Source organism: Halorubellus litoreus, from assembly GCF_055378595.1.
The window spans coordinates 555,741-576,062 of sequence record NZ_AP043834.1 but is presented as its reverse complement, the minus strand read 5'-3'; the positions used below and the strand labels follow the sequence as shown (position 1 = coordinate 576,062).

22 protein-coding genes are annotated in these 20,322 nt (G+C 67.3%); 13 read left to right on the top strand and 9 right to left on the bottom strand.

All coding sequences use genetic code 11. The features are described 5' to 3' along the window. The first annotated feature begins 96 nt into the window (after positions 1 to 96). Together ACZ48X_RS02585 and ACZ48X_RS02580 are read left to right on the top strand one after the other, a co-directional pair. A complete protein-coding gene (locus ACZ48X_RS02585) occupies positions 97 to 1,077 on the top strand; it encodes an ABC transporter ATP-binding protein (protein WP_336351135.1) in 981 nt (326 codons plus the stop codon). Then, entirely contained in the window at positions 1,074 to 1,931 is an 858-nt protein-coding gene (locus ACZ48X_RS02580; protein WP_336351136.1) for an ABC transporter permease, read from the top strand. The genes ACZ48X_RS02585 and ACZ48X_RS02580 overlap by 4 nt, the downstream gene beginning before the upstream one ends. A 1-nt stretch (position 1,932) precedes the next feature. Here ACZ48X_RS02580 and ACZ48X_RS02575 read toward each other — a convergent pair whose 3' ends face one another. From ACZ48X_RS02575 to ACZ48X_RS02560, 4 genes are all read right to left on the bottom strand, one after another. After that, the gene (locus ACZ48X_RS02575) at positions 1,933 to 2,721 is read right to left on the bottom strand and encodes a DUF726 domain-containing protein (RefSeq protein WP_336351137.1); all 789 of its coding nucleotides are present in this window, start codon (positions 2,719 to 2,721) and stop codon (positions 1,933 to 1,935) included. Positions 2,722 to 2,905: 184 nt separating this feature from the next. Then, a complete protein-coding gene (locus tag ACZ48X_RS02570) occupies positions 2,906 to 3,757 on the bottom strand; it encodes a hypothetical protein (RefSeq protein ID WP_336351138.1) in 852 nt (283 codons plus the stop codon). A gap of 106 nt (positions 3,758 to 3,863) precedes the next feature. Beyond that, complete coding sequence (locus ACZ48X_RS02565) at positions 3,864 to 5,075, bottom strand: TIGR04347 family pseudo-SAM/SPASM protein (RefSeq protein ID WP_336351139.1); 1,212 nt, start codon at positions 5,073 to 5,075, stop codon at positions 3,864 to 3,866. Continuing rightward, the gene (locus tag ACZ48X_RS02560; RefSeq protein ID WP_336351140.1) at positions 5,076 to 5,399 is read right to left on the bottom strand and encodes an Htur_1727 family rSAM-partnered candidate RiPP; all 324 of its coding nucleotides are present in this window, start codon (positions 5,397 to 5,399) and stop codon (positions 5,076 to 5,078) included. Positions 5,400 to 5,611: 212 nt separating this feature from the next. Between ACZ48X_RS02560 and ACZ48X_RS02555 the strand changes: the two genes are divergently transcribed. Continuing rightward, complete coding sequence (locus ACZ48X_RS02555) at positions 5,612 to 6,055, top strand: universal stress protein (RefSeq protein ID WP_336351141.1); 444 nt, start codon at positions 5,612 to 5,614, stop codon at positions 6,053 to 6,055. 90 nt (positions 6,056 to 6,145) lie between these two features. On the opposite strand, the gene ACZ48X_RS02550 is transcribed toward ACZ48X_RS02555, so the two are convergent. Continuing rightward, on the bottom strand, positions 6,146 to 6,532 hold the full coding sequence (locus ACZ48X_RS02550) for a CGCGG family putative rSAM-modified RiPP protein (protein WP_379762703.1): 387 nt from the start codon (positions 6,530 to 6,532) through the stop codon (positions 6,146 to 6,148). A gap of 88 nt (positions 6,533 to 6,620) precedes the next feature. Between ACZ48X_RS02550 and ACZ48X_RS02545 the strand changes: the two genes are divergently transcribed. Both ACZ48X_RS02545 and ACZ48X_RS02540 read left to right on the top strand, forming a co-directional pair. Further along, positions 6,621 to 6,920, top strand: a complete 300-nt coding sequence (locus tag ACZ48X_RS02545) for a cupin domain-containing protein (RefSeq protein ID WP_336351142.1) — start codon at positions 6,621 to 6,623, stop codon at positions 6,918 to 6,920. A gap of 56 nt (positions 6,921 to 6,976) precedes the next feature. Further along, positions 6,977 to 7,555: a hypothetical protein gene (locus ACZ48X_RS02540; RefSeq protein WP_336351143.1), complete on the top strand. Its 579-nt coding sequence runs from the start codon at positions 6,977 to 6,979 to the stop codon at positions 7,553 to 7,555. 117 nt (positions 7,556 to 7,672) lie between these two features. Here the strand turns inward: ACZ48X_RS02540 and ACZ48X_RS02535 are convergent, their stop codons facing one another. Continuing rightward, positions 7,673 to 9,001 (bottom strand): M48 family metallopeptidase, encoded by a 1,329-nt coding sequence (locus ACZ48X_RS02535; RefSeq protein WP_336351144.1) that lies wholly within the window; start codon positions 8,999 to 9,001, stop codon positions 7,673 to 7,675. A gap of 77 nt (positions 9,002 to 9,078) precedes the next feature. Continuing rightward, a complete protein-coding gene (locus ACZ48X_RS02530; protein ID WP_336351145.1) occupies positions 9,079 to 10,596 on the bottom strand; it encodes an RtcB family protein in 1,518 nt (505 codons plus the stop codon). A gap of 137 nt (positions 10,597 to 10,733) precedes the next feature. On the opposite strand from ACZ48X_RS02530, the gene ACZ48X_RS02525 reads away from it, so the two are divergent. From ACZ48X_RS02525 to ACZ48X_RS02510, 4 genes are all read left to right on the top strand, one after another. Beyond that, the gene (locus ACZ48X_RS02525) at positions 10,734 to 11,354 is read left to right on the top strand and encodes a peptide-methionine (S)-S-oxide reductase (RefSeq protein ID WP_336351146.1); all 621 of its coding nucleotides are present in this window, start codon (positions 10,734 to 10,736) and stop codon (positions 11,352 to 11,354) included. Between the two features lie 228 nt (positions 11,355 to 11,582). Beyond that, positions 11,583 to 11,966, top strand: a complete 384-nt coding sequence (locus ACZ48X_RS02520; RefSeq protein WP_336351147.1) for a hypothetical protein — start codon at positions 11,583 to 11,585, stop codon at positions 11,964 to 11,966. Positions 11,967 to 12,268: 302 nt separating this feature from the next. Next, entirely contained in the window at positions 12,269 to 13,690 is a 1,422-nt protein-coding gene (locus ACZ48X_RS02515) for a hypothetical protein (RefSeq protein ID WP_336351148.1), read from the top strand. 40 nt (positions 13,691 to 13,730) lie between these two features. Next, positions 13,731 to 13,910 carry a hypothetical protein gene (locus tag ACZ48X_RS02510; protein WP_336351149.1) on the top strand — a complete coding sequence of 60 codons (180 nt, stop codon included), beginning with the start codon at positions 13,731 to 13,733 and terminating at the stop codon, positions 13,908 to 13,910. A gap of 24 nt (positions 13,911 to 13,934) precedes the next feature. Here ACZ48X_RS02510 and ACZ48X_RS02505 read toward each other — a convergent pair whose 3' ends face one another. Further along, a complete protein-coding gene (locus tag ACZ48X_RS02505; RefSeq protein WP_336351150.1) occupies positions 13,935 to 14,756 on the bottom strand; it encodes a nucleotidyltransferase domain-containing protein in 822 nt (273 codons plus the stop codon). 462 nt (positions 14,757 to 15,218) lie between these two features. Between ACZ48X_RS02505 and ACZ48X_RS02500 the strand changes: the two genes are divergently transcribed. Further along, on the top strand, positions 15,219 to 16,031 hold the full coding sequence (locus ACZ48X_RS02500; protein ID WP_336351151.1) for a hypothetical protein: 813 nt from the start codon (positions 15,219 to 15,221) through the stop codon (positions 16,029 to 16,031). Between the two features lie 88 nt (positions 16,032 to 16,119). Here ACZ48X_RS02500 and ACZ48X_RS02495 read toward each other — a convergent pair whose 3' ends face one another. Next, positions 16,120 to 16,320: a hypothetical protein gene (locus ACZ48X_RS02495; RefSeq protein WP_336351152.1), complete on the bottom strand. Its 201-nt coding sequence runs from the start codon at positions 16,318 to 16,320 to the stop codon at positions 16,120 to 16,122. Between the two features lie 443 nt (positions 16,321 to 16,763). Between ACZ48X_RS02495 and ACZ48X_RS02490 the strand changes: the two genes are divergently transcribed. The 3 genes from ACZ48X_RS02490 (at position 16,764) to ACZ48X_RS02480 (ending at position 20,322) form a co-directional block, all read left to right on the top strand. Further along, complete coding sequence (locus ACZ48X_RS02490; RefSeq protein ID WP_464379796.1) at positions 16,764 to 17,252, top strand: plastocyanin/azurin family copper-binding protein; 489 nt, start codon at positions 16,764 to 16,766, stop codon at positions 17,250 to 17,252. A 15-nt stretch (positions 17,253 to 17,267) separates the two neighbouring features. Further along, complete coding sequence (nosZ, locus tag ACZ48X_RS02485; RefSeq protein ID WP_336351153.1) at positions 17,268 to 19,286, top strand: TAT-dependent nitrous-oxide reductase; 2,019 nt, start codon at positions 17,268 to 17,270, stop codon at positions 19,284 to 19,286. Between the two features lie 121 nt (positions 19,287 to 19,407). Next, positions 19,408 to 20,322, top strand: a complete 915-nt coding sequence (locus tag ACZ48X_RS02480; protein ID WP_336351154.1) for a hypothetical protein — start codon at positions 19,408 to 19,410, stop codon at positions 20,320 to 20,322.

Genomic DNA, 20,322 nt, shown 5'->3' with positions numbered 1-20,322 from the left:
CCATACGCCTCGACGGCTTCGCGGGAGGTAGCCACGGTTGCTGGCTCTGCAATCACCCCCTTGATTTAATACGAGTGGCAGGTGACGACTACGTTGATGACAGCGATTCAAACGGACGCCCTGACCAAGCGCTTCGGCGAGGACGTCCTCGCCGTCGACGGCCTCGACCTCGAAGTACGCGAGGGCGAAGTGTTCGGATTCCTCGGCCCGAACGGCGCCGGGAAGTCCACGACGATCAACATGATACTCGGGTTCCTCCAGCCCACGTCCGGCTCCGTCTCCGTCCTCGGGATGGACGTGACCCGCGAGTCACTCGCCATCCGCCAGCGCATCGGCCTGCTCCCCGAGGGATACGAGCCCTACGAGAACCTCACCGGACGCGAGCACGTCCAGTCGGCCATCCACGCGAAGGCCGCCGACGACGACCCGGACGAACTGCTGGAGCGCGTCGGCCTGGCCCCCGACGACGCGCGTCGCGCCGCCAGCGAGTACTCCACGGGGATGGCGAAGCGGATGAGTCTCGCCGTCGCGCTCGTCGGCGAACCCGAACTCATCATCCTCGACGAGCCGTCGACGGGACTGGACCCGGACGGCGTCGCGCTCCTCCGGAGCATCATCCAGGAGGAGACCGAGCGCGGCGCGGCCATCTTCTTCTGCAGTCACATCCTCGAGGAGGTCGAGAAGGTCTGCGACCGCGTCGGCATCCTCAACCAGGGCGAACTCGTCGCGCTCGACACCATCGACAACCTCCGGAGCGAACTCCAGACGGGCGCGACCGTCTCGGCGCAACTCGACGCCGTCCCCGAACCGCTGGACGTGGCGAGCGTCGACGGCGTCCGGACGGCGAGCGTGACCGACAGCACCGTCGACGTCGAGGTGTCGTCGTCGGCGGCGAAGATGGACGCCCTCCGGTACCTCGACGACCGCGCGACCGTCGAGGACGTCCGCATCGACGACGCGTCGCTCGAAGCGCTCTTCGACGAGTACACCGGGCACGGGAGCGCGAACGAGACCACGACGGAGTCGGCGCCGGCCGCCGAGCAACGGGCCGCCGCCGACGGAGGTGAGTCCGCGTGAGCTTCGCGACCGTCTTCCGCGACGACTTCAAGAACACGCGGCGCTCGTACGTCGTCCTCGGCGTCATCGCGACCCTCACCGGGTTCGTCTCCCTCATCACGTACTCGGTCGCCGAGTTCCACGACGACGCGTTCCGCGCGCTGTTCGACGTCTCGTTCTTCTTCTTCCTCGTGTTCCCGCTCATCCTCGTGCCGCTCACGTACCTCTCGGTCGCCGGCGACCGCGAGCACGGGTCGATAAAGCACACGCTCGGCCTCCCGAACACGCGCGCCGAGTACGTCCTCGGGAAGTACGTCTCCCGGACCGCGGTCGCGCTCGGCGCGGTGCTCGCGTCCGTCCTCGCGGCGCTCCTCATCGGGCTGGGGATGTACGACGGGAGCGTCGACGTCGCGCGGTTCGCGACGTTCGCCGCCATCACCGGCCTGTTCGTCGCGTCGATGACCGCGATCTTCGTCGCGTGCTCGACGCTCACCAGCCGCCGTTCCCGCGCGATGTTCGGCGTCATCGGCCTGTACTTCCTCCTCGGGCCGTTCTGGCTCGGGTTCCTCCCCGTCGTCAGCCTCCAGACTGTCGTCACGACCGTCGCGGACCTGTTCGGCGCGACCGTCTCGGAGTCGACGCGAGGATGGATCACGGCCGCCTCCCCGACGACCGCGTACCTCTCCGGGCTCGAACCCGTGTACGACGGCGTCATCGGGAGCGGCGACTACCCGCGCGTCACCCGGAACTACGCCGTCGAAGGGTCCAGAGAGATCTATCAGGAGAACTGGTTCAACTACGCGACGATGACCGCGTGGGGCGTCGTCGCGCTCGCCGCGAGCTACGCGCGCTTCCGCGTCGCCGAACTCGGGTGAGTCAGCGGACGACGTCCGCTATCCGGGGCGCACAGCCCGCGTCCGGCTCGTAGTACGAGTAGTGGTCCGCGACCTGGTCCGTGACGTCGACGTCCCGGTACGTCGCGGGGGCGTCGGCCGGGTCGCAGATGCCGCCGTGACCGACCGCGTTCGTGCCGTCCGAGAACCGGTAGAGCCACCCGAGGACCTCGTCACGACCGCTGTGGAAGTTCACGAGGCTCGGGGTGGCGGCCTCGATAGCGTCGCCGTACCGGCCGTCGGTCTCGACGCTCTCCTTCGGTATCGCGCCGCCGAGGAGCGACGCGGTCGCGACGGCGTTCTCGCGCCCGGCGTCGGCGAGCGACCGGAGGCACTCGCAGACGACGCGCGCCCCCAGGGAGTGTGCGACGAGGTGGACGGGGCGGCCGTCATCGTCGGCCCAGCGAGCGAGCCAGTCGGCGAGCGCGGGCCCGTTCGCGTCCGCGGTCCGCTTCGCGGGCGCCCAGTCCCGGTCGGAGTCCCACGTGTACGACACCACGGGATGTGGGACGTTCTGGTCGCGGAGCGCGGTCCGTGTCGTGTACGCCTGGTTCAGCGCCTCGGATTCGGCTGCACCGAGCCCGTGGACGTACACGACGAGCGCATCGGCGTCCTCGGTCGACCACGCGCCCTCCCGCGTCACCGTCGGGTCGTCGACGCCCGCGTTGACGTTGCCCTCGTCGTCGAAGACGCCGCGCGTCGAGAGCCGCGGATAGTCCTCGGGAGCGACGAGGTCGCCGTCGTCGCCCCGGAGCGATTGCTGGACGTACAAGGCACCTGCACCGGCCAGTCCGAGCGTCCCGCCGACGCCGGCGAGGAGGCGTCGGCGCGTCAGCAGACGTCGGTCGTCGTCGTTCTCTGAGATATTGGATTCGTAGCCGATGCGTCGGGAAAATACCCTCGACCGCGGCGAACCGGTCGTCGACCGACAGCGCGGGTTCCCCGAGCCAGCGCGCTCAGACCCGCTCGACGCTGATGGCCTCGTACTCGTCCTCGCCGCCGCCGTCCCCGATACCGAGCGTGTACGACTCGAACGCCGGCGCGAACGAGACGTCGACGTCGTACTCGGTACCGTCGCGACTGACCGACCGGACGACGTTCTCGTCGAAGTCGACGGTCATCGCGTACTCCATCCACCCGGTGTCGTCGACCGACTCGTCGAGTCTGACCTTCCCCGTGTCCGGCCCGCGGACGTAGAAGCGGTCCTTGCTGCTCCACCGGTGCTCGCGGATCTCGACGAGCGAATCGGTCCCGGTCGCGAACACCCGGAAGATGGGGATGCCGTCGTACTCCGTGTGCGTGACGCGATGCGTCGCCTCGAACCGGTGCGTGCCCGTGGCTTCGATGGTCGCCTTCGTCCGAACCGCCATGTCCGAGGCGTACTGGGTCGCCGCAACCGGCGAGTTGTACCGGAGCACGCCGCCGGACTCCTCCAACTCTTCCTCCTCGTGGTATCGCGTCACCGCCCACGTGTCGTCGTACGTCCCGTCCTCGAAGTCGTCGCCGAAACTGGCGGCGCCGGCTGTCTCCTCGGTCCGCGTCTCCGTCTCCGTCTCCGTCTCCGTGGGGTCCGCGTCTGCAGTGGTCGCGTCGTCGTTCTCGACGTCCGATTCCTCCTGGACGTCCGGGTCGCGCGGCGCGTAGTCCTCGCTGTCGATGACGCCGTCGCCGTCCGAGTCCTTGATCGACGTCGCCGTGCTCGTCGGCTCCTCGCTCCCGGTGAGTCGCAGGCAACCCGAAACCCCTATCGTCCCCGTGACGCCGACGGCCGCGAGAATCCGTCGACGCGTGCTCCGTTCGTCTTTCATGCTGGCTCGCTCTGGATATTGTCGCGCATCCAACTGGATAAAGTGTGTCGGTCTGGGCGACTTTCAGTTCGGTCAGACGAATCCGGGGCTCCCGGCTGGGCTTCGATCAGTCCGCGTCCATCGCGCCCGGCGTTCCGGAGGCGTTCACGTCGATCTCCTCGTCGGTGAGGTAACACTGGGGGTCTTCGCCCCAGAGGTCGCCGGTTGCGCCGAGCGCGCGCAGCCGAGAGCCGCCGCGACAGACGTCGACGTAGTCGCAGGACTGGCAGCGTTCGGGGAGGTGTTGCTCGCGCTCGCGGAGCGCGCCGAGGAGCGGGTTCGTGTCGTCGCTCCAGATGTCGCCGAACGCGCGGTCGCGGACGTTCCCGAGGCTGTAGTCCTGCCAGAACTGCGTGAGGTGGACGTTCCCCTGGTAGTCGACGTCGGCGACGCGTTCGCCCGCGGGGTCGCCGCCGTTCCGCCGGAGGTACTCGCGGACCATGCTCGCGTGAGCGTCGCCGAGTTCGTCGCGAGCGTACTCGACGAGGAAGCCGGCGTCGGCGTAGTTCCCGACGAGGAGCGTCTCGATGTCTTCGCCGTCGGCGTGGTACTCGCGGGTGAGGTCGCAGACCCTGCGGACGGCCTCTCGCTTGTCGGCGGGGTCGAGGTCCGCGTCCGGGATGCCGCGGCCGCCGTAGTCGAGGTGATAGAAGCAGAAGCGGTCGACGCCCTCGTCGTACAGGAGGTCGACGACGTCCTCGAGGACGGGCGCGGTGCGCTCCGTTATCGTGTACCGGAGTCCGGTCTTCACGCCGGCGTCCTTGAAGCAGTGGATGCCGCGGATGGCAGCGTCGAAGGCGCCTTCCTGGCCGCGGAACGCGTCGTTGACCTCGCGCGTCCCGTCGACGCTCACGCCGGCGTACTTCAGGCCGGCGTCGCGGAGCGCTTCGGCGCGCTCCTCGGTGACGAGCGTCCCGTTCGTCGACAGCACGGGTCGGATACCGAGGTCGTCGGCGTACGCGACGAGGTGCTCGAGGTCCGGTCGCGCGAGCGGTTCACCACCCGAGAACAGCACGACTGGGACGCCGAACTCCGCGAGGTCCTCGAGGAGTCGTTCGCCTTCCTCGGTGGAGAGCTCGGCGGGCGCGCAGCCGTCGTCAGCGCCCGCGTAGCAGTGCTCGCAGTACAGGTTGCACTGCTTGGTCGTGTTCCACACCACGACGGGGCGCCGCTGCTTCTCCTCCGATATCTGGGGTTCGTCGGCCTCGTCGGCGGCGTCGTACCGCAGGCCGTCCCCCTCGGCGTCGAGCCCGCAGAGGAGTTTGCTGACCGATATCATCTATAACTCCCGCTGCCGCGGTTCCTCGTAGTCCTCGCCCCCATCGAACCCCGAGACGTCCCCCGGCGCCGGTTCGCCCTCGGCGTCGAGGTCGTGCGTCGAGAACCGCGAGAACTCGCCCGCGGGACACACCCAGACGTCGTCGGCGTACCACGCGAACAACCGCGTCGCACGCTCGTAGGCGCCCTCGGCGTCCTCCGCGGTGACGCTCCCGACGTGCCGGAGCGGGTCCTCGGAGTCGTCGCGCACGAACACCTCGAATGCGGTTCCCTCGTCGGCGCGCGGCCGCTCCGCGACCGTCACGCGCTCGGCTGGCGCTTCCATACCGCCGACTCGGGACGCCACCCCCACTTACGTCTCGGTCGTTCCCACGACGCTGGAACGCACCCGAACGTGGCGACAGTGGCACCGAACAGTCGACCCTCGCCCGCTCCACGGATCCATCGGCGCGTTGATTGCTCGTCGCGTTCGAGTCAGGATACGGATAGCGTACGGTCCCTATACCAATCCACTCGACGCACCAGACGTGACCTATCGTGAACCGCATACTCGTTCCGTTCGACGGATCGCCGCTGTCTCGGCGCGCACTGGAATGGGCGACGACGGCGTTCCCGGACGCGACGGCGATAGCGTTCTACGTCATCGACCAACAGACGGACCCGACGGCGTCGGAGGGATGGGGCGACCACCCCGGCGAGTGGGAGGAGTGGCTCGCGGATCGCGACGACCACGCCCGAGCGCTGTTCGCCGACGCCCGTGACGTCGTGAACGACGACGCGACCCTGGAGACGGGCGTCGGTGTCGGTCGCGTCGTCGCGGAGATACTCGACGCCGTCGACGCGTTCGACGCGGACCTCGTCGTCGTCGGCCTCCACGGCCGGTCGCGGTTCGTCGAGGTGCTACCGGGCGAGACCGCCGAGGCGGTGATGCGGCAGTCGCCCGTCCCGGTGGTGGTCGTCCGGAACCCACCGGCGTCCTGACCGACCGCACCGGTCCGAACCCGCGCGGTCGACCTCGGAGCGCCGGGGTCGCGAGAGTCCGCGACCGCTACCGCGGGTTCCTCGACGACGCTACGGCCGGTGAACACGCGTGACGTGCCCGCCGCACCCGCACTGCTTCACGTACTCGTAGTCGACGGGTCGGTCGAGCGCGTCGCCCCTGGCGTCGTCGAGCGCGGGGTAGAGGTACGTCTCGGGGTGGCCGTGCGCGCGGTGCGTGACGAGGTTGACGTGGGTCCCGCTCGCGGTGTGGTCGATGGCGTCGAGCGCGTGGGCGACGACGAGGTCGGGGTCGTCGGCGTACTGGTCGCGTTCGAGGTTCGCGGACCACGATCCGTCGTGGTCGCGGTCGGTGACGGGTTCGACGTCGTCGGCACCGCGGTCGCTCTTCGAGTCGGGGTCGTCGGCACCGCGGTCGCTCTTCGAATCGGGGTCGTCGACGGTGTGTGCGTCGCTCATGGTCGAACCGAGGTGCCAGAGCACCGAGAGGACACCCCCGAACATGTTCGTCGGAACGTCCACGGACGCCGGTCTCGTCTCGTCGACCATGGAGCAAGTCACACTCGACGACCTGGACGGACGACCGCACGCAGCGGTGTTCGAATCCGGACCGAAGACGGTCCGCCTCGTGCTCGACGCCGGCGACGGCGTCGCCGCCCACACGCACCCCGGGAAGGACGTGCTCTTCCACGTCCTCGACGGCGAGATGGAGGTCGCACTCGACGACGAGTCGACCACGGTGGCGGCCGGCGACGTCCTCCGGTTCGACGGCGAACGCGAGGTCGCACCTACCGCGCTCACGGACGCTCGAGCCCTCGTCGTGCTGGCACCGGGCGCCGACGGCTGAGACCGACCGCGGAAATGTAACGCGACTATTATACCGACGGTGCGAATCGTGACCGTATGGGGTCGAAACGACGCGGAATCCTGACGCTCCTCGCCGGGGTGGGCGTGGTCGCAGTGAAGGGAAGTGACGAAGCGGCGCGGCTGCTCGCCAGAGGCGCCGACGAGTTGCTCGCCAGAGGCGCGCGGTCCGGTGACGAAGGTGGGTCGTCGGCGTCGGGAATCGACGACCTGGCGAGGGCCGGGAAGCGATACTATCGCCGGAAGCGAATCGAGTCGATGCTGAGCGACGAGCAGCGGACCGAAACGTTCCGGCTGCCTTCCGGATATTATGGCGGATATCGCATCGAGACGGGCGTCTACACCGACCTCGAGATCAGTTTCGAGACGCGGTCTGGCACGCCAATCGATGCGTGCGTCTTCGGCGCGGAAGGATTCGAGCGGTACGAGCGTGACGGTGAGTTCGGGAGCCCGGACATCTGGGAGGCGTATCTATCGCAGAGCGACGCGGCCACCGTGACGTTGGAGCCGGATACGGAATACTGGCTCGTGTTCGACAACACGACCGCGGGGTTCGCCCAGCCCGGTGACGAGGACGTGACTGTCGAGACCGACGTGTCACTCGGGCTCGTCCAGTAGCGAACGCGAGCCGTGTCGGTCGGCTTCTGCCCGCTCTCGTCACGAACGTCTCGGACATCGAATCGACCGTCTCTCCCTGGCGAACCAGAGACGAGGGGCGTGGGTCGTCGGGTCCGCTCAGTCCACCGTCGCGGTTCGGTCGGACCCGGGTGTCGTGTCGCTCGTGAGGTGTTCTGCGGCGTAGGCCTCGATGTACTGCATGCGTTCGGGGATCGGGGGGTGGTCGTAGTGGAAGGCCTCGTAGAGCGGGTGCGGGAAGGGGTTCGAGAGGTTCTCGCTGGCGAGCGCGGCGAGCGCGCCTACCATGGGTTGGCCGTCGTTCATGACGTCGACGGCGAACGTGTCGGCTTCGCGTTCGTGCGCGAGCGAGAGCTTGTTCGTGAGCGGCGAGAGCAGCTGGTTGAGCGGGCCGACCCAGAGGAGGCCGAGGAGGAGGCCGGCTGCGGGCGTGCTCTCGACGCTCCCGGTGACGCCGAACATCGCGTACAGCCACGGTTGCGTGGTGAGCCACCAGAGCGCGGCGAGCGTGAGCGCGATGGGGACGGTGCTGGCGAGGAGTTGCTTCCAGATGTGCGAGCGCTTCCAGTGCGCGAGCTCGTGCGCGAGCACGCTCTGGACCTCCGGGATGGACATCTGGTCGACGAGCGTGTCGAAGAGGACGACGCGCTTTGTCTTCCCGAACCCGGAGAAGAACGCGTTCGAGTGCGAGGAGCGCCGGCTGGCGTCCATCTCGTAGATCTGCTCGCACTCGAAGCCCGCGCGGTCGAACACGTCGTCGATGGCGTCACGCAACTCGCCCTCGTCGATGGGGTCGAAGTCGTAGAACAGCGGCATCACGACCCGCGGCAGGAGGACTTGCATGACGACGGCGAACGCGAGGTAGAGCGCGACGCCGACCGCCCACCAGTACGTCGGGAACGCCTGGATGGCCCAGAGGATGGGGAACGCGAGCGCGGTGACGAGGACGACGGTGATGGCGGCGCCGACGAACTTGTCTCGCACCCAGAGTCGCGGCGTCTGGTTGTTGAACCCGAACAGCTCCTCGACGACGAACGTGTCGAACGCGTCGAACGGTGCGCTGAACGCCTGGAGTGCGAGCGCGCCGACGACGACGAGGACGACGCCTTCGACGAGCGTGGCGTCCACGATGGGGACGTTCGGGTCAAGCGCGTCGACGGCTTCGACGACGTCCGCGAACGCACCCGTGTAGAGGACGCCCAGGAGCACGACGAGCCCGATGGCACTCTGGAGGAGCGAGAACCCGGTCTTCGCGCGCTGATAATCGAGGAGTTCGTCGACGTCGGCGACCGCGAGACGCTCGTCCACCCACTCACGCCGATCGCGGACCTCGCTCGCGCCGTACTGGACGTTCACGACCGAGAGCCACCCGAAGAAGACGTCGGTGCCGACGACGAGCAGGAGGAACGCGACGTGCAGCGTTAGCATACGTCGCCCGTTGGTCGTGGACCAGTTTCAATGATACGCATCGACACCGAGAACGACCGTGGGAGGGTATCGACGGGTCACTCCTTCGCTTTGAGGTTGTGAACCACGTCGAGGCGCGCCTCGACCTCGGCCGTGGGTTCGAGCGCGTCCGCGATGACGTCCGCGGACTTGTACGCCATCGGTGCCTCGTCGGCGACGCTCTCGACGACGCTCTCCGAGTAGATGCCGTCCATCGCGGCGGCGAACTCGTCCATCGACACCTCGTCGAACGCCCGCGTGCGACTCATGACGCGTCCGGCGCCGTGGGGGGCGGTCCGGTGGTACTCGTCGTTGCCCTTCCCGCGAGCGATGACCGACCCGTCGGCCATGTTGAACGGGACGAGGAGGCGCTGACCGTCTCGGGCCGGCGTCGCACCCTTCCGGATGGTGAGGTCGCGGAAGTCGACGTAGTTGTGGATGGACTGGAAGCGCTCGACGGGGTCGACCGCGAGCGCGTCACAGATGGCGTCGACCATGACCTCGCGGTTCCACCGCGCGTACTGCTGGGCGAACAGCATGTCCACGAAGTAGCCGTGGGCCTCGCGGCCCTCGAGGTAATCGAGCGCCTCGTTCCGGTCGCCCGCAACGACCGCGTCGTCGTCGGACGCGTCGTCACCGGCCGCGTCGTCGCCTGGCGCGTCGGGCGCCGTCTCCCCGGGTCGGAGTGCGGCGAGCCGGTCGAACGTCTCCTCGATGGCCTTGCCGTCGAACTCCTCGCGGACCTTCGCCTTCCGGATGGCGGACTCGCCCTTCCCACCGGTCAGCCACTCGTAGAGGTCGGTGTCGGAGACCTCGCTGGGGTCGAACTTGAGGTACGGGACGAGGTCGTCGTCGATGCCGTCGCGGAGGCCGGCGTGCTCGCGGCGCTCGGTCGCCCGTTCCTGCCAGTACTCCGCGACCGCGAGCCCGAGGTACCGCGACCCGGAGTGAACGACGACCCAGTGGTCGCCGGCGTCGCGTTCGCGCGCGAACTCCACGAAGTGATTCCCGCCGCCGAGCGTCCCGACGCCACGGATGACGTACCCCATCCCCTGGGGTTTCCGGGAGAGCACGCGCTGGCAGAGCCCCTCGAAGTAGTCGCCGTCGTAGCCGTCGAAGTCGAACTCGAGCGGGTCGACGCGCTCCCCGAACCGCTCGACGTACGCGTCGTCGAACGACTCGAACACGCGGTTCGCGCGGTCGAAGGGAAACTCGTCGACGAGATGCACGGAGTCGTCGTACTCGTGTACCTCGCGCCCCATCGGGACGGCGTCGCGGACCCGACGCTCGCGTTCCGCGTCCGCGAGCGGCAGGTCGTCGCCGAGGTTCGCGGCGGCCATCCCGCAGCCGACGTCGACGCCGACGACGTTCGGGACGATGCGTTCGCCGAGCGGCATCGTGAACCCGACGGGCGCGCCGGCGCCCCAGTGCGTGTCAGGCATCACGCGCACCGGCTCGGTGAACGCGGGATGGTCCACGAGCTCCTGTATCTGCTCGCGGCAGTTCGCCTCGAGCAGCGACTCGTCGTCGACCATGACGCGAGCGGTCGTGTGCTCGCCGTCGATCTCGATGGGCATCGTTCTCGCCCCGTCCTTTCGCCGTCGCCGTAAAGAGCGTGTCGTGAGACTGCGACGCGTTCGCACGGACCGCGTCCGGAACGCGTTTGCGTCGACCGAACCGAGTCCTCAAGCGTCCGTGGCGCGTACCCGAGCGCGTGAGCAGATGGACTGCGGCGGACGTGCAGGCGTACGACGAGCGAGCACCCGCACCGAGTGAGACGCGGACGTTCACGGCGGCGCTCGGGTGCTTCTGGGGCCCGGACGCCGCGTTCGGTACGCTCCCGGGCGTCGTCCGGACGCGCGTCGGGTACGCCGGCGGCACCGACCCGAACCCGACCTACGAGCGAATCGGTGACCACAGCGAGGTCGTTCAGGTCGACTACGATCCCGGCGAGACGACGTTCGCGGCGCTCGTCGACGAAGCGATCGGGCTGCACGACCCGACGCGCCAGCCCGCGAAGCGCCAGTACCACCACGTGCTGTTCTTCGAGAGGGAGCGCGAGCGCGAGGCCATCGAGGACGCGCTCGACGCTCTCGAGGTCCCGTCGGTGGAGACGCGCGTCGAGCCGCTCGACTCGTTCGCGCTCGCGGAACCGTACCATCAGAAGTTCAACCTCCGCGGGAAGCGCTGGGCGACCGACGCCTTCGACGACGCGGACTACGACCGCACCGACGTCCGCGAATCGCCCGCGGCAGCGAAACTCAACGCAGTTCTCGCTGGACGGGACGTCAGCGAATTGGGCGCGCTCGGGAGACGCGACGTAGAGCTCCGGTAGCGCCACGACCCACCAATTGACGGTCCGTTTCCGGAAGAGGTTCTCGCCGCTTTGACCCTCGCGGTCCCGCTGAAGAGTGGTTCTCTCGCGAGTGATGCGCCGGTGGGTAGCCTACTGGCGATGGTCGACCGTGGCGTGCTGGTCGGGTTACCGTCGCAGTACACTGGCCGGTAGTCAGATCTCGGACAAAATTATTTGTGGACGGATGATGTAAATCTAGCTGCCCCTATGTCAGATACCAGTCCGGAAGAAACACACTGGAGGAAAGTGATATGGTTCGTTCCAATTGCTTACCTTATAGGTATTGCAACCGGGTCGTTATATATTCTGAATAGGTTCGCTGACGTCGACGTTCCCCTGGCTGGTACCGATGCGATATTCGTTCTGGGTGTCGTTGCTGTCCTCTTGATATTCCTGGCAACCGTATCGCTCCCGTACGCGCTGCACCGGGACATCCTCTCCCTGGATACTGGGCGGTCCGACGCCGAGTGGGTACCTGACCGCTCGACGTTCGTCCGGAGAGCGCTGTATGGCTTAACAATCCCCGGGCTCACGCTGGTCGTGTCGAGTTACTATCTGTACCAACTACGGAAGAAGTGCTCGCATATCTGAATAGACAGCCCAATATAATTTTTTGAATTTAGGTACTCCTTCTGCGTTGATACCGTATCCAAATTTTTTGCAGTTGGTGTCCGCAAGCAGAGGAACAAGCCAGATTAGTTATTTTTTAATCGTTCCGCTAAAGACATACTAGATAGCTCTAGAAGCCCGTTGGTTGCATATTCAGAATCTAGTCGTGCTTTAATTTCTAGAATCTTATCTTTCTCAATCGGTCCCGTCCCCGAATCATTTTTAACATGGTATAATCAATAAATTACAAATAGTGGAAGCGTTATGCATCTGGTGGGTCCGACATGTCAGAAGCCGAGACACACCTGAATCCGGTGCGAGGTTCGAACGAAGGCATCGTCGTCTACGACGGAAAGTGCGACATCTGTCGGCAGTTGGCATCGCAGATCAACAACAAGACCGGTGAGGACATCTCCATCCTCCCCCTGGAGAGCCCCGAAGCGCAGGGCGTTCTCGAGAAGTACTACACCGGTGACCCGGACCACGACTTCTACTTCGTCAGCGGAGGCACCTGCTCGAAGGGACTACGCGCGGTCCCGAAGATCGTGCAGGCAACCGGAGTTCGGGACTTCGGCGGCCTCATGAGCAAGTACTTCGACCTGAAGTACCTCGCAGACCAGTCCGATGACTGCTCGTGCGACGAGGATCACTCCGCGACGGCCGACACCACCGAGTCTGGCAGTGGCGTGCTCTCTCGCCGCGCCTTCACCGGGATAGCAGCGACCGCCGCCGCGACACTGATGCCGGGGACGGCAGTCGCCAGAGAGAAGGAGCGTCTCAGCCAGGGACCGCCGCGCGACCTGGAGGTCCGTGTCGCAACCGTCACGGAGAACGGACGTGGCGGGTTCGATACGACCATCCGGAACCGACCCGACCTCATCCACGGCCCGCCGTCGTTCGACGAGGCAACCAAGGCGAAGGGCGACGGCAAGTCGACCGCATCCCTCAAGCGGTCGAGCAACGAGACCAACTTCGAAAAGCGTCGCGTCGGCGACAGCGGGGAACTCCGCATCGACAAGGTCTCGACCACGTACGACATCAACGAGGCCAAGCCCGGGATCCAGCGTGCGGCGAGCCTCCAGACGGACGTCGCCGACGACGCCGGGAAGATGGACATCTACAGCGCCGTCGTCGACGGCCGGCGCTTCGAGCTCGCTATCAACGTCGGCCGTGGCCCCGCCGTCCTCGAGGGCGACGAGGCGGACATCGCAACCACGATGGCGTCGAAGGTCCAGCACGACCTCGCCTACCCCACGGTCGACTTCGTGGTCCCCGACCTCGAGAACGCGACCGTCTCCGAGTACATCGAAGCGTACGTGACGGGCGTCGAGCGCCTCCAGACGTTCTATCGGAAGAACAACGTCAGAGAGATGGTCAACGTCTACCAGGACGTCGGTGACTCCCTGCGCGAGACGCAGCGCTCGTTCGCGCGGAACGTGCACGAAGCCGACCTGACGCCGATGTCGAGCTACCTCGGGATCTCCGGTGTCCCGAACTTCGCGCGGTACGCACTCCCGCCGGAGGACTCCCAGTCCGCCGTCGTGCAGGGTGCCGGCTGTGATTCGGGCTGTGGTTGCGGCGTCGACCTGTGTTGTGGCTGCGGCCTCGGCGCGGGCGTTTGCACGGCACCGATCGGGAAGATCTGTGGTTGCTGTATCCTCGAGTGCTCGTGTGACATCATCAACTGCTGTGCGGACATCCTGTGATCCGGTCGCCTGATCGGAGCGTTCGATACCGACGGACGCGGTGACCGCGGGGACGCGGCGTCCCCTGCTTTCATTCTTCGAGGTGGTTGCGCTGGACGACGGCACGCGTTCGAACCGTCGTGAGGAGGTTGAACCGGCCATCGACGATGCCGCCCGGGCGTCGGTCGATGGCTTCGGCGAGGACCGGGACCGCGTGAAGGCGTTCGGCGCGAGGCAGTGAAGGCGGTCGACGCGCCGCAGGGGATCAGTTCCGGACCTTCCGCATCCAGTCGTCGATGGCGTCCCGGTATCCGTGCTTGTCGACGGAGGGGAGCGGGTCGAGCGCGTTGAACTGCGAGACGACGGCGTCGCGAGCGCGCTCCTCGAGACCATCGGGGACGTGGTCGACGTCGGGGTCGCGTTTGTGCGCGACGAGGTCGTCGACGAGCGCGGGGTCACCGGCGTCGACGGCGTCGGCGAGCGCGTGCACGTCGGCCTCGACGTCCTCGTGCTCGAGGACGTACTGCGCGCCGAGCAGGCCGCGGTAGACGTGGAGGAACCGCTTCGCGCTCGGGTCGTAGCCCTCGGTCTTGCCGGGGTCGAGGTACTTGTAGTAGTTCGACTTCGCCATCCCGAGGTACGCGTGCGGGACGTTCATCGGGAGGTGCTCGCGGACGAGCGCGCGGAGCGCGTCCACCTCCAGGGGCATCCCGTTCATCACGACGGGGGCTTCGAGGACGAGTTCGACGACGTTGAAGTTCGCGTCGACGAGCAGCGAGCCGAAGTGCTTGAGTTCGTTGCTCTTCAGGTCGCAGTCGGCGTACGCCTCGAAGCCGTCGGTCGTCCCGTGCACGTTCACCGTCACGTCCGGACGGGGCTCGCTGAGGTACGCGTACTCTTCGGCTGGGACGACGTGCACGCCGCGGACGTCGACGTCGCTGTCGGCGTCCGCGAACCCGAACAGGTGACTGCCGGCGATCGCGTAGAACCGCGGCTGGCGGCGGGTTCCCTTCGCGGCGACGGCGTCGGTGACGTAGTCCCGGATGGCTTCGGCGCTGTACCCGACGTCGAGCTCGTCGAACTCCATGTCCTATCACCTCGTCGCGACCCTGCTCGTGCCGGCCCGGGGCGTGGCACCGCCGACGGCGTCGACGGGCCGCGTCGGCGAGCGGCCGCGATGGTCGCGTCGTCTCCGAGTTCACGTCGCCTCCACGTCAGTGTGTCGTCGCCTCGGTACCACGGCACGCGGAGGGGAGCGACCGAGTGGTGTCGCGTCGGGACCGAGTGGTGTCGCGTCGGGACCGAGTGGTGTCGCGTCGGGACCGCGTGCTGGCGGGGTTCGGACGGGAGCACACAGATGGAGACCACTACTCGTGGTGAGGCGGCGGAGAGCCGCCGAAAACCCCGGGCCGGACGAGTACCGCCAGTTCGGCGGGGGAAGCGGCAAGTTCGCCGGGGGAGCGGTCAGTTCGGTAACCGTAGAAACCTGTTATTGGCGCCTAGGAAAGGCTTAACGTCGTGAGGGCGCTACAACGGTTGAATTCAGGGTATGGGTGAACGGCTCTCTCGAGTCGTCGAGGCACTTGCGGCGTCGGGTGACCCGCGTCTCGACGACGACTACTGGCGGGTGGTGCCCGCGGCCGACGGCCGCGGTGCGGTGGTGCTGGTCGGGGTGGTCCACGACCATCCGGCGAGCGCGCACCGCGTCGCGTCCGTCGTCGCGGAAGCCGCTCCGGACGTACTGGCGCTCGAACTCCCGAATCTCGCGGTCCCGTACTTCGTGGGCCGGACCGCTCGCAGCGAGTCGCCCGCCGCCGGAGCGAGCGACGTCGAGGACGGCCACGCAGTGGCCGACGGCGGCCGGGCCGTGGACAGCGTCGACGAGATGAGCGCCGCCATCGACGCGGCGGCGGCGGATGCGGACGTCGTCGGCGTCGACACGTTCACGTGGCGGTTCTGGCGCGCGTTCCTGGCGCGAGTCACCTCCGGGGAGGTCACTGCGTCCGCGGTTCGTGAGGCGCTCGAGGGCGTCGGCCGCGTCGTCTGGCGCGCGCTCTCGGTCCGGTACGGGTCGGAGGGTGGTCGGCCCGACGGCGACGGGAGCGAGTACGCGGTCGACGCCGCGGACGACCCGGTCGACCAGGCGGCCCACGAACGCTCGCACGTCTCCCGGAGCCGGTCGCTGCTCGGGGCCCTGGAGCGTCCCGCCGGCGACGTGCTGTTCGACGAGGCGCGCGAGGCCACGATGGCCGCGAACGTCGACGCGCTTCGGACGTCGGGGACGGTCGTCGCCGTCGTCGGACTGGCCCACCTCGACGCCGTCACCGACCAGTTGACGGACGTGGAGCGGACCGTCGACTGACGAGGGGGTGGAACTGGACTGGACGGGAGAAGGGCCGAGGGCGGTTGCGCGGACGGTGGTCGTCCGACCGTGACGACCGGAGTCGCCGTCAGAAGCTGGACTTGAGGTGTATCTCGTCGCCCTGTATCTTGTCGACGTTGTCGTGCATGAGCGGGTACACCGTCTCGTTCTCGTCCTCCCAGCCGAGTTTACTCCGGATGGACCCCGAGAGGCCGGTGTCGACCCGCACGTGGGCCTCGTCGCCGGCTATCTTGTCGACTGTGCCGACCATGTCGCCGTCGGCGGTCATTACTTTCTTGCCTTCGTCGCTCGATTTGAATGCTCGTACCATTGTAGTATCCGTCGAGCGAGCGTCCCACCGAGGTTCGCTCGCTTGACGGTCCAACTGTGGCGAGCATCCCGCATCAACATACGCCAGTTACCGGAGGACGCCGTCTCGGTACGAACAGCTAACGATGGCAAGGGCAGGTATCGGCGGGCCAGTCGTCGCGTCGCGGCCAGTATCGGCTCGGCAACTGCCGGGGTGGTGCGAACGAGTCGGGTTCGCGAGCGCGTCCGTCCACTCGCTTTCCGAGGTCGGGTCGCGTCGGACGAGGGTGGGCGTCGAACGTGTTCGCACGCGTGTCCACCGCGTTGGAACGCGCTCTTCCCCTTATGGGTATCACTCGGTAAGGTCGTCTCGTGGAGGAACCCAGAATGATGGACCGACCGAGTCGACGCGACTTCGTTCGTATGGCTGCGGTGAGTACCGCCGTCGCGGTGGCCGGGTGTTCGAGCGGTTCCAGTACGTCGACGTCCGGCGGGGACGGTGATGGCGGCGACGGTGGGGATAGCGGAGACGGCGGGTCGACGTCGTCGAACGACGACGGCTCCGGGTCGAAGTGGACGCAGACGAGTACGGTCGACATGACGGCGAGCCTGAAGTACGCGCCCAAGCGCATCGAGGTGGAGCAGGGGACGACGGTGACGTGGAAGAACACGGGGAACATCGGGCACACCGTCACCGCGTACGAGGACGAGATCCCCGAGGACGCGTCGTACTTCGCGTCGGGCGGGTTCGACTCCCAGCAGGCCGCGGTCGACGGCTACAATAACGACAACGAGGGGAACGTTCCGAAGGGCGAGTCCTACGAGTACACGTTCGAGACGAAAGGGACGTACAAGTACTACTGCGTGCCCCACGAGATGAACGGGATGGTCGGGTACGTGAAGGTCGTCTAAGTGAGGTGACTCGAGATGACGCAATCCTTCGACGACGACGGTGACGGTGCATCGACCGGTGACCTGGACGTGCCGGACCCGACCGAGGTGGTCGCCGAGCACGAGCGCGAGCTCGAGAGCGTGCTCGCGGAGGTCGAGGAACCGACTGGCGCGGACGACAGTCCGACGCTCGAACTCGCCGGGCTGCAACTCGACCGGCGGGACTTCATGAAGGCGGGCGCGGCGACGGGCGCGATGACCGCGCTCGGTGGCTGCGTCGGCGGCCTCACCGACACCGGCGGTAGCGGCGCCGGGACCAGTAGCGGCGGTGGCGGGAAGTCGACCGCCGACCACAAGGTGCCGCCGGGCGAGCACGACGAGTACTACGGCTTCTGGTCGGGCGGTCATTCCGGCGAGATACGCGTGATCGGCATCCCGTCGATGCGCGTCCTCACCCGCATCCCGGTGTTCAACCCCGAGCCGGCGAAGGGCTACGGGTTCGACGACCAGTCAAAGCAGGTGCTGGAGGAAGGCGGCGGGTACTCGTGGGGCGACAACCACCATCCGGCGCTGTCGGAGACCGGCGGCGACTACGACGGCGAGTACCTGTTCGTGAACGACAAGGCGAACGGTCGCATCGCGCGCATCGACCTGAAGTACTTCGAGACGGACGCCATCCTCGACGTCCCGAACGTGCAGGCCGTTCACGGGTTCACCGTGCAGAGTCCGGACACCGAGTACATCTTCGGGAACGGCGAGTTCCGGACGCCCCTGCCCAACGACGGTCGCGACCTCGACAGCCCAGACAGCTACGAGTCGCTGTTCTCCGCGATCGACCCAGAGTCCATGGAGACGCAGTTCCAGGTGCGCGTGGACGGGAACCTCGACATCCTCGACACCGACAAGGACGGTCGGTGGGCTATCGCGTCAGCGTACAACAGCGAGGAGGCCGTGACCATCTCGGGGATGACCCACGACGACCGCGACTACGTGAAGGCGTTCGACGTCCCCGCTATCGAGAAACTCGTCGAGCAGGGCAAGTACGACGAGGAAGTCAACGGCGTCCCCATCGTCGACGGGACGAAGGAGTCGCCACACAATAGCGGCTCGAATCCGATCGTTCGGTACGTGCCGACGCCGAAGAGCCCGCACTGCGTGGAGGTCGGGCCGAACGGGAAGTACGCGTTCGTCGCTGGGAAGCTCTCGCCGACGGTGACGATGCTCGACATCGAGAAGTTGGGCGAGGTGGACGACCCAGCGGATGCGGTCGCGGGTCGGCCGAAGGTCGGTCTCGGGCCGCTGCATACGACGTTCGACGGGAACGGGCACGCGTACACGAGCCTGTTCATCGACTCGCAGGTCGCGAAGTGGGACATCGAGAAGGCCGTCGAGGCCGAGACGGGGTCGACCGAACCGATCCTCGAGAAGCAGGACGTCCACTACAACCCGGGGCACATCCAGGCGGTGGAGGCGATGACGACGGACCCGGACGGCGAGTGGCTCGTCAGCCTGAACAAGCTCTCGAAGGACCGCTTCCTGAACGTCGGCCCCATCCATCCGGACAACGACCAGCTCATCCACATCGGCGAGGGCGAGAAGGAGATGGAGGTCGTCGCCGACCATCCCGCGTATCCCGAGCCCCACGACTGCGTGTTCGCGCACAAGGACAAGATCAGCCCGAAGCGCGTGTACGACAAGGCCGACGTCGACGGCGAGTTCGTCACCGAGTCTGCGAGCGGCGTGGAGCGCACCGGCGAGGAGTCGGTGAACGTGAAGCTGTCCGCGAAACGCTCGGAGTACGGGCTCGCGGACTTCACCGTGAAGGAGGGCGACGAGGTGACGATGACCGTGACGAACATCGAGGGCGTCGCGGACATCGTCCACGGCGTCGCGGTCCCCGAGCACGACGTGCACGTCGCGGTCGCGCCCCAGGACACCCGCGAGGCGACGTTCACGGTCGACGAACCCGGCGTGTACTGGATCTACTGCACGTACTTCTGTAGCGCGCTCCACCTGGAGATGCGCTCGCGGATGCTCGTCGAACCGCGCGACTGACCGCTCGCGTTCGCCGCCAGCGCGCTCGCCCGACCACTGATCGGGTCGGGCACACGCCGCCGTGACCGCCGCACTCCGGAGCGGTCCGGCGCGAACCGAACTCCCCACGAGGTGATTCCCCATGCAACTCCCGAGCATCGACGAGTTCCTCGAACTCAGACGACTGCTGTGCGTGCTCGCAGCGGTGCTGTTCGTCGGCGCGCTCGCGTTCCCGATGTGGACCATCGAGGTGCACGCCGTCCAGTACCCCAACACCGTGCTGCGAGTGGAACTGTTCGCGTACCCCCACGTCGCGGGCGACTACGTGGAGATGGCGCGATTGAACAAGTACATCGGGTTCTACTACCCGGACCCGGTGCTCGTCGAGCCGAACTTCGAGGTGCACGAGAACGCGGTCCGCGTCCCGGAGTGGTCGCTCGGGCCCGTCGCGTTCGTCGGGTGCGCGCTCGCCGGCGTCTTCGTCGCGGTGGCGCCGACCGAGCGCAAGCTCCGCGCGGGCCTGCTCGCGCAGGTCGTCGGGACGGTCGGCGTGTTCGGCGCGATGGTCGCGGACATCCAGTACCGGCTCTACCAGGTCGGGCATTCGCTGGACCCGAACGCGCCCGTGATGGGCGTCGACGGGTTCACGCCGCCGCTGTTCGGCCAGTACTCCGTGGCGAACATCACGAGCTACTCGCGGTTCGGGCTCGGCGCGTACCTCTCGATGGTCGCCATCGCCGTGCTCGTGCTCGCGTACCGCTATCGCGATTCGACGGCGACGCCCCGCGACCTCGTCGTCGCCGCCGGCACCGCACGCCCCGTCCTGGGCACGCTGAAGCTCCTGCCGGTCGTCGACTACCCGCCCGAGGCACCCGGGAGCGACAGCTCGGCCGACGGTCGCGCTCCGGGCAGCGGCGACGAACCGGTCGCCGTCGACGGCTTCGGCGACGGCGAAGATCCCGAACGCGTCGAGCGCCCGACGGGGCGTCGTCCGCGCGACGCCGATGGCGCACCGGGACGGGACCGCGGCGGTCGCGGTGGCGTCGGAGGTGACTGA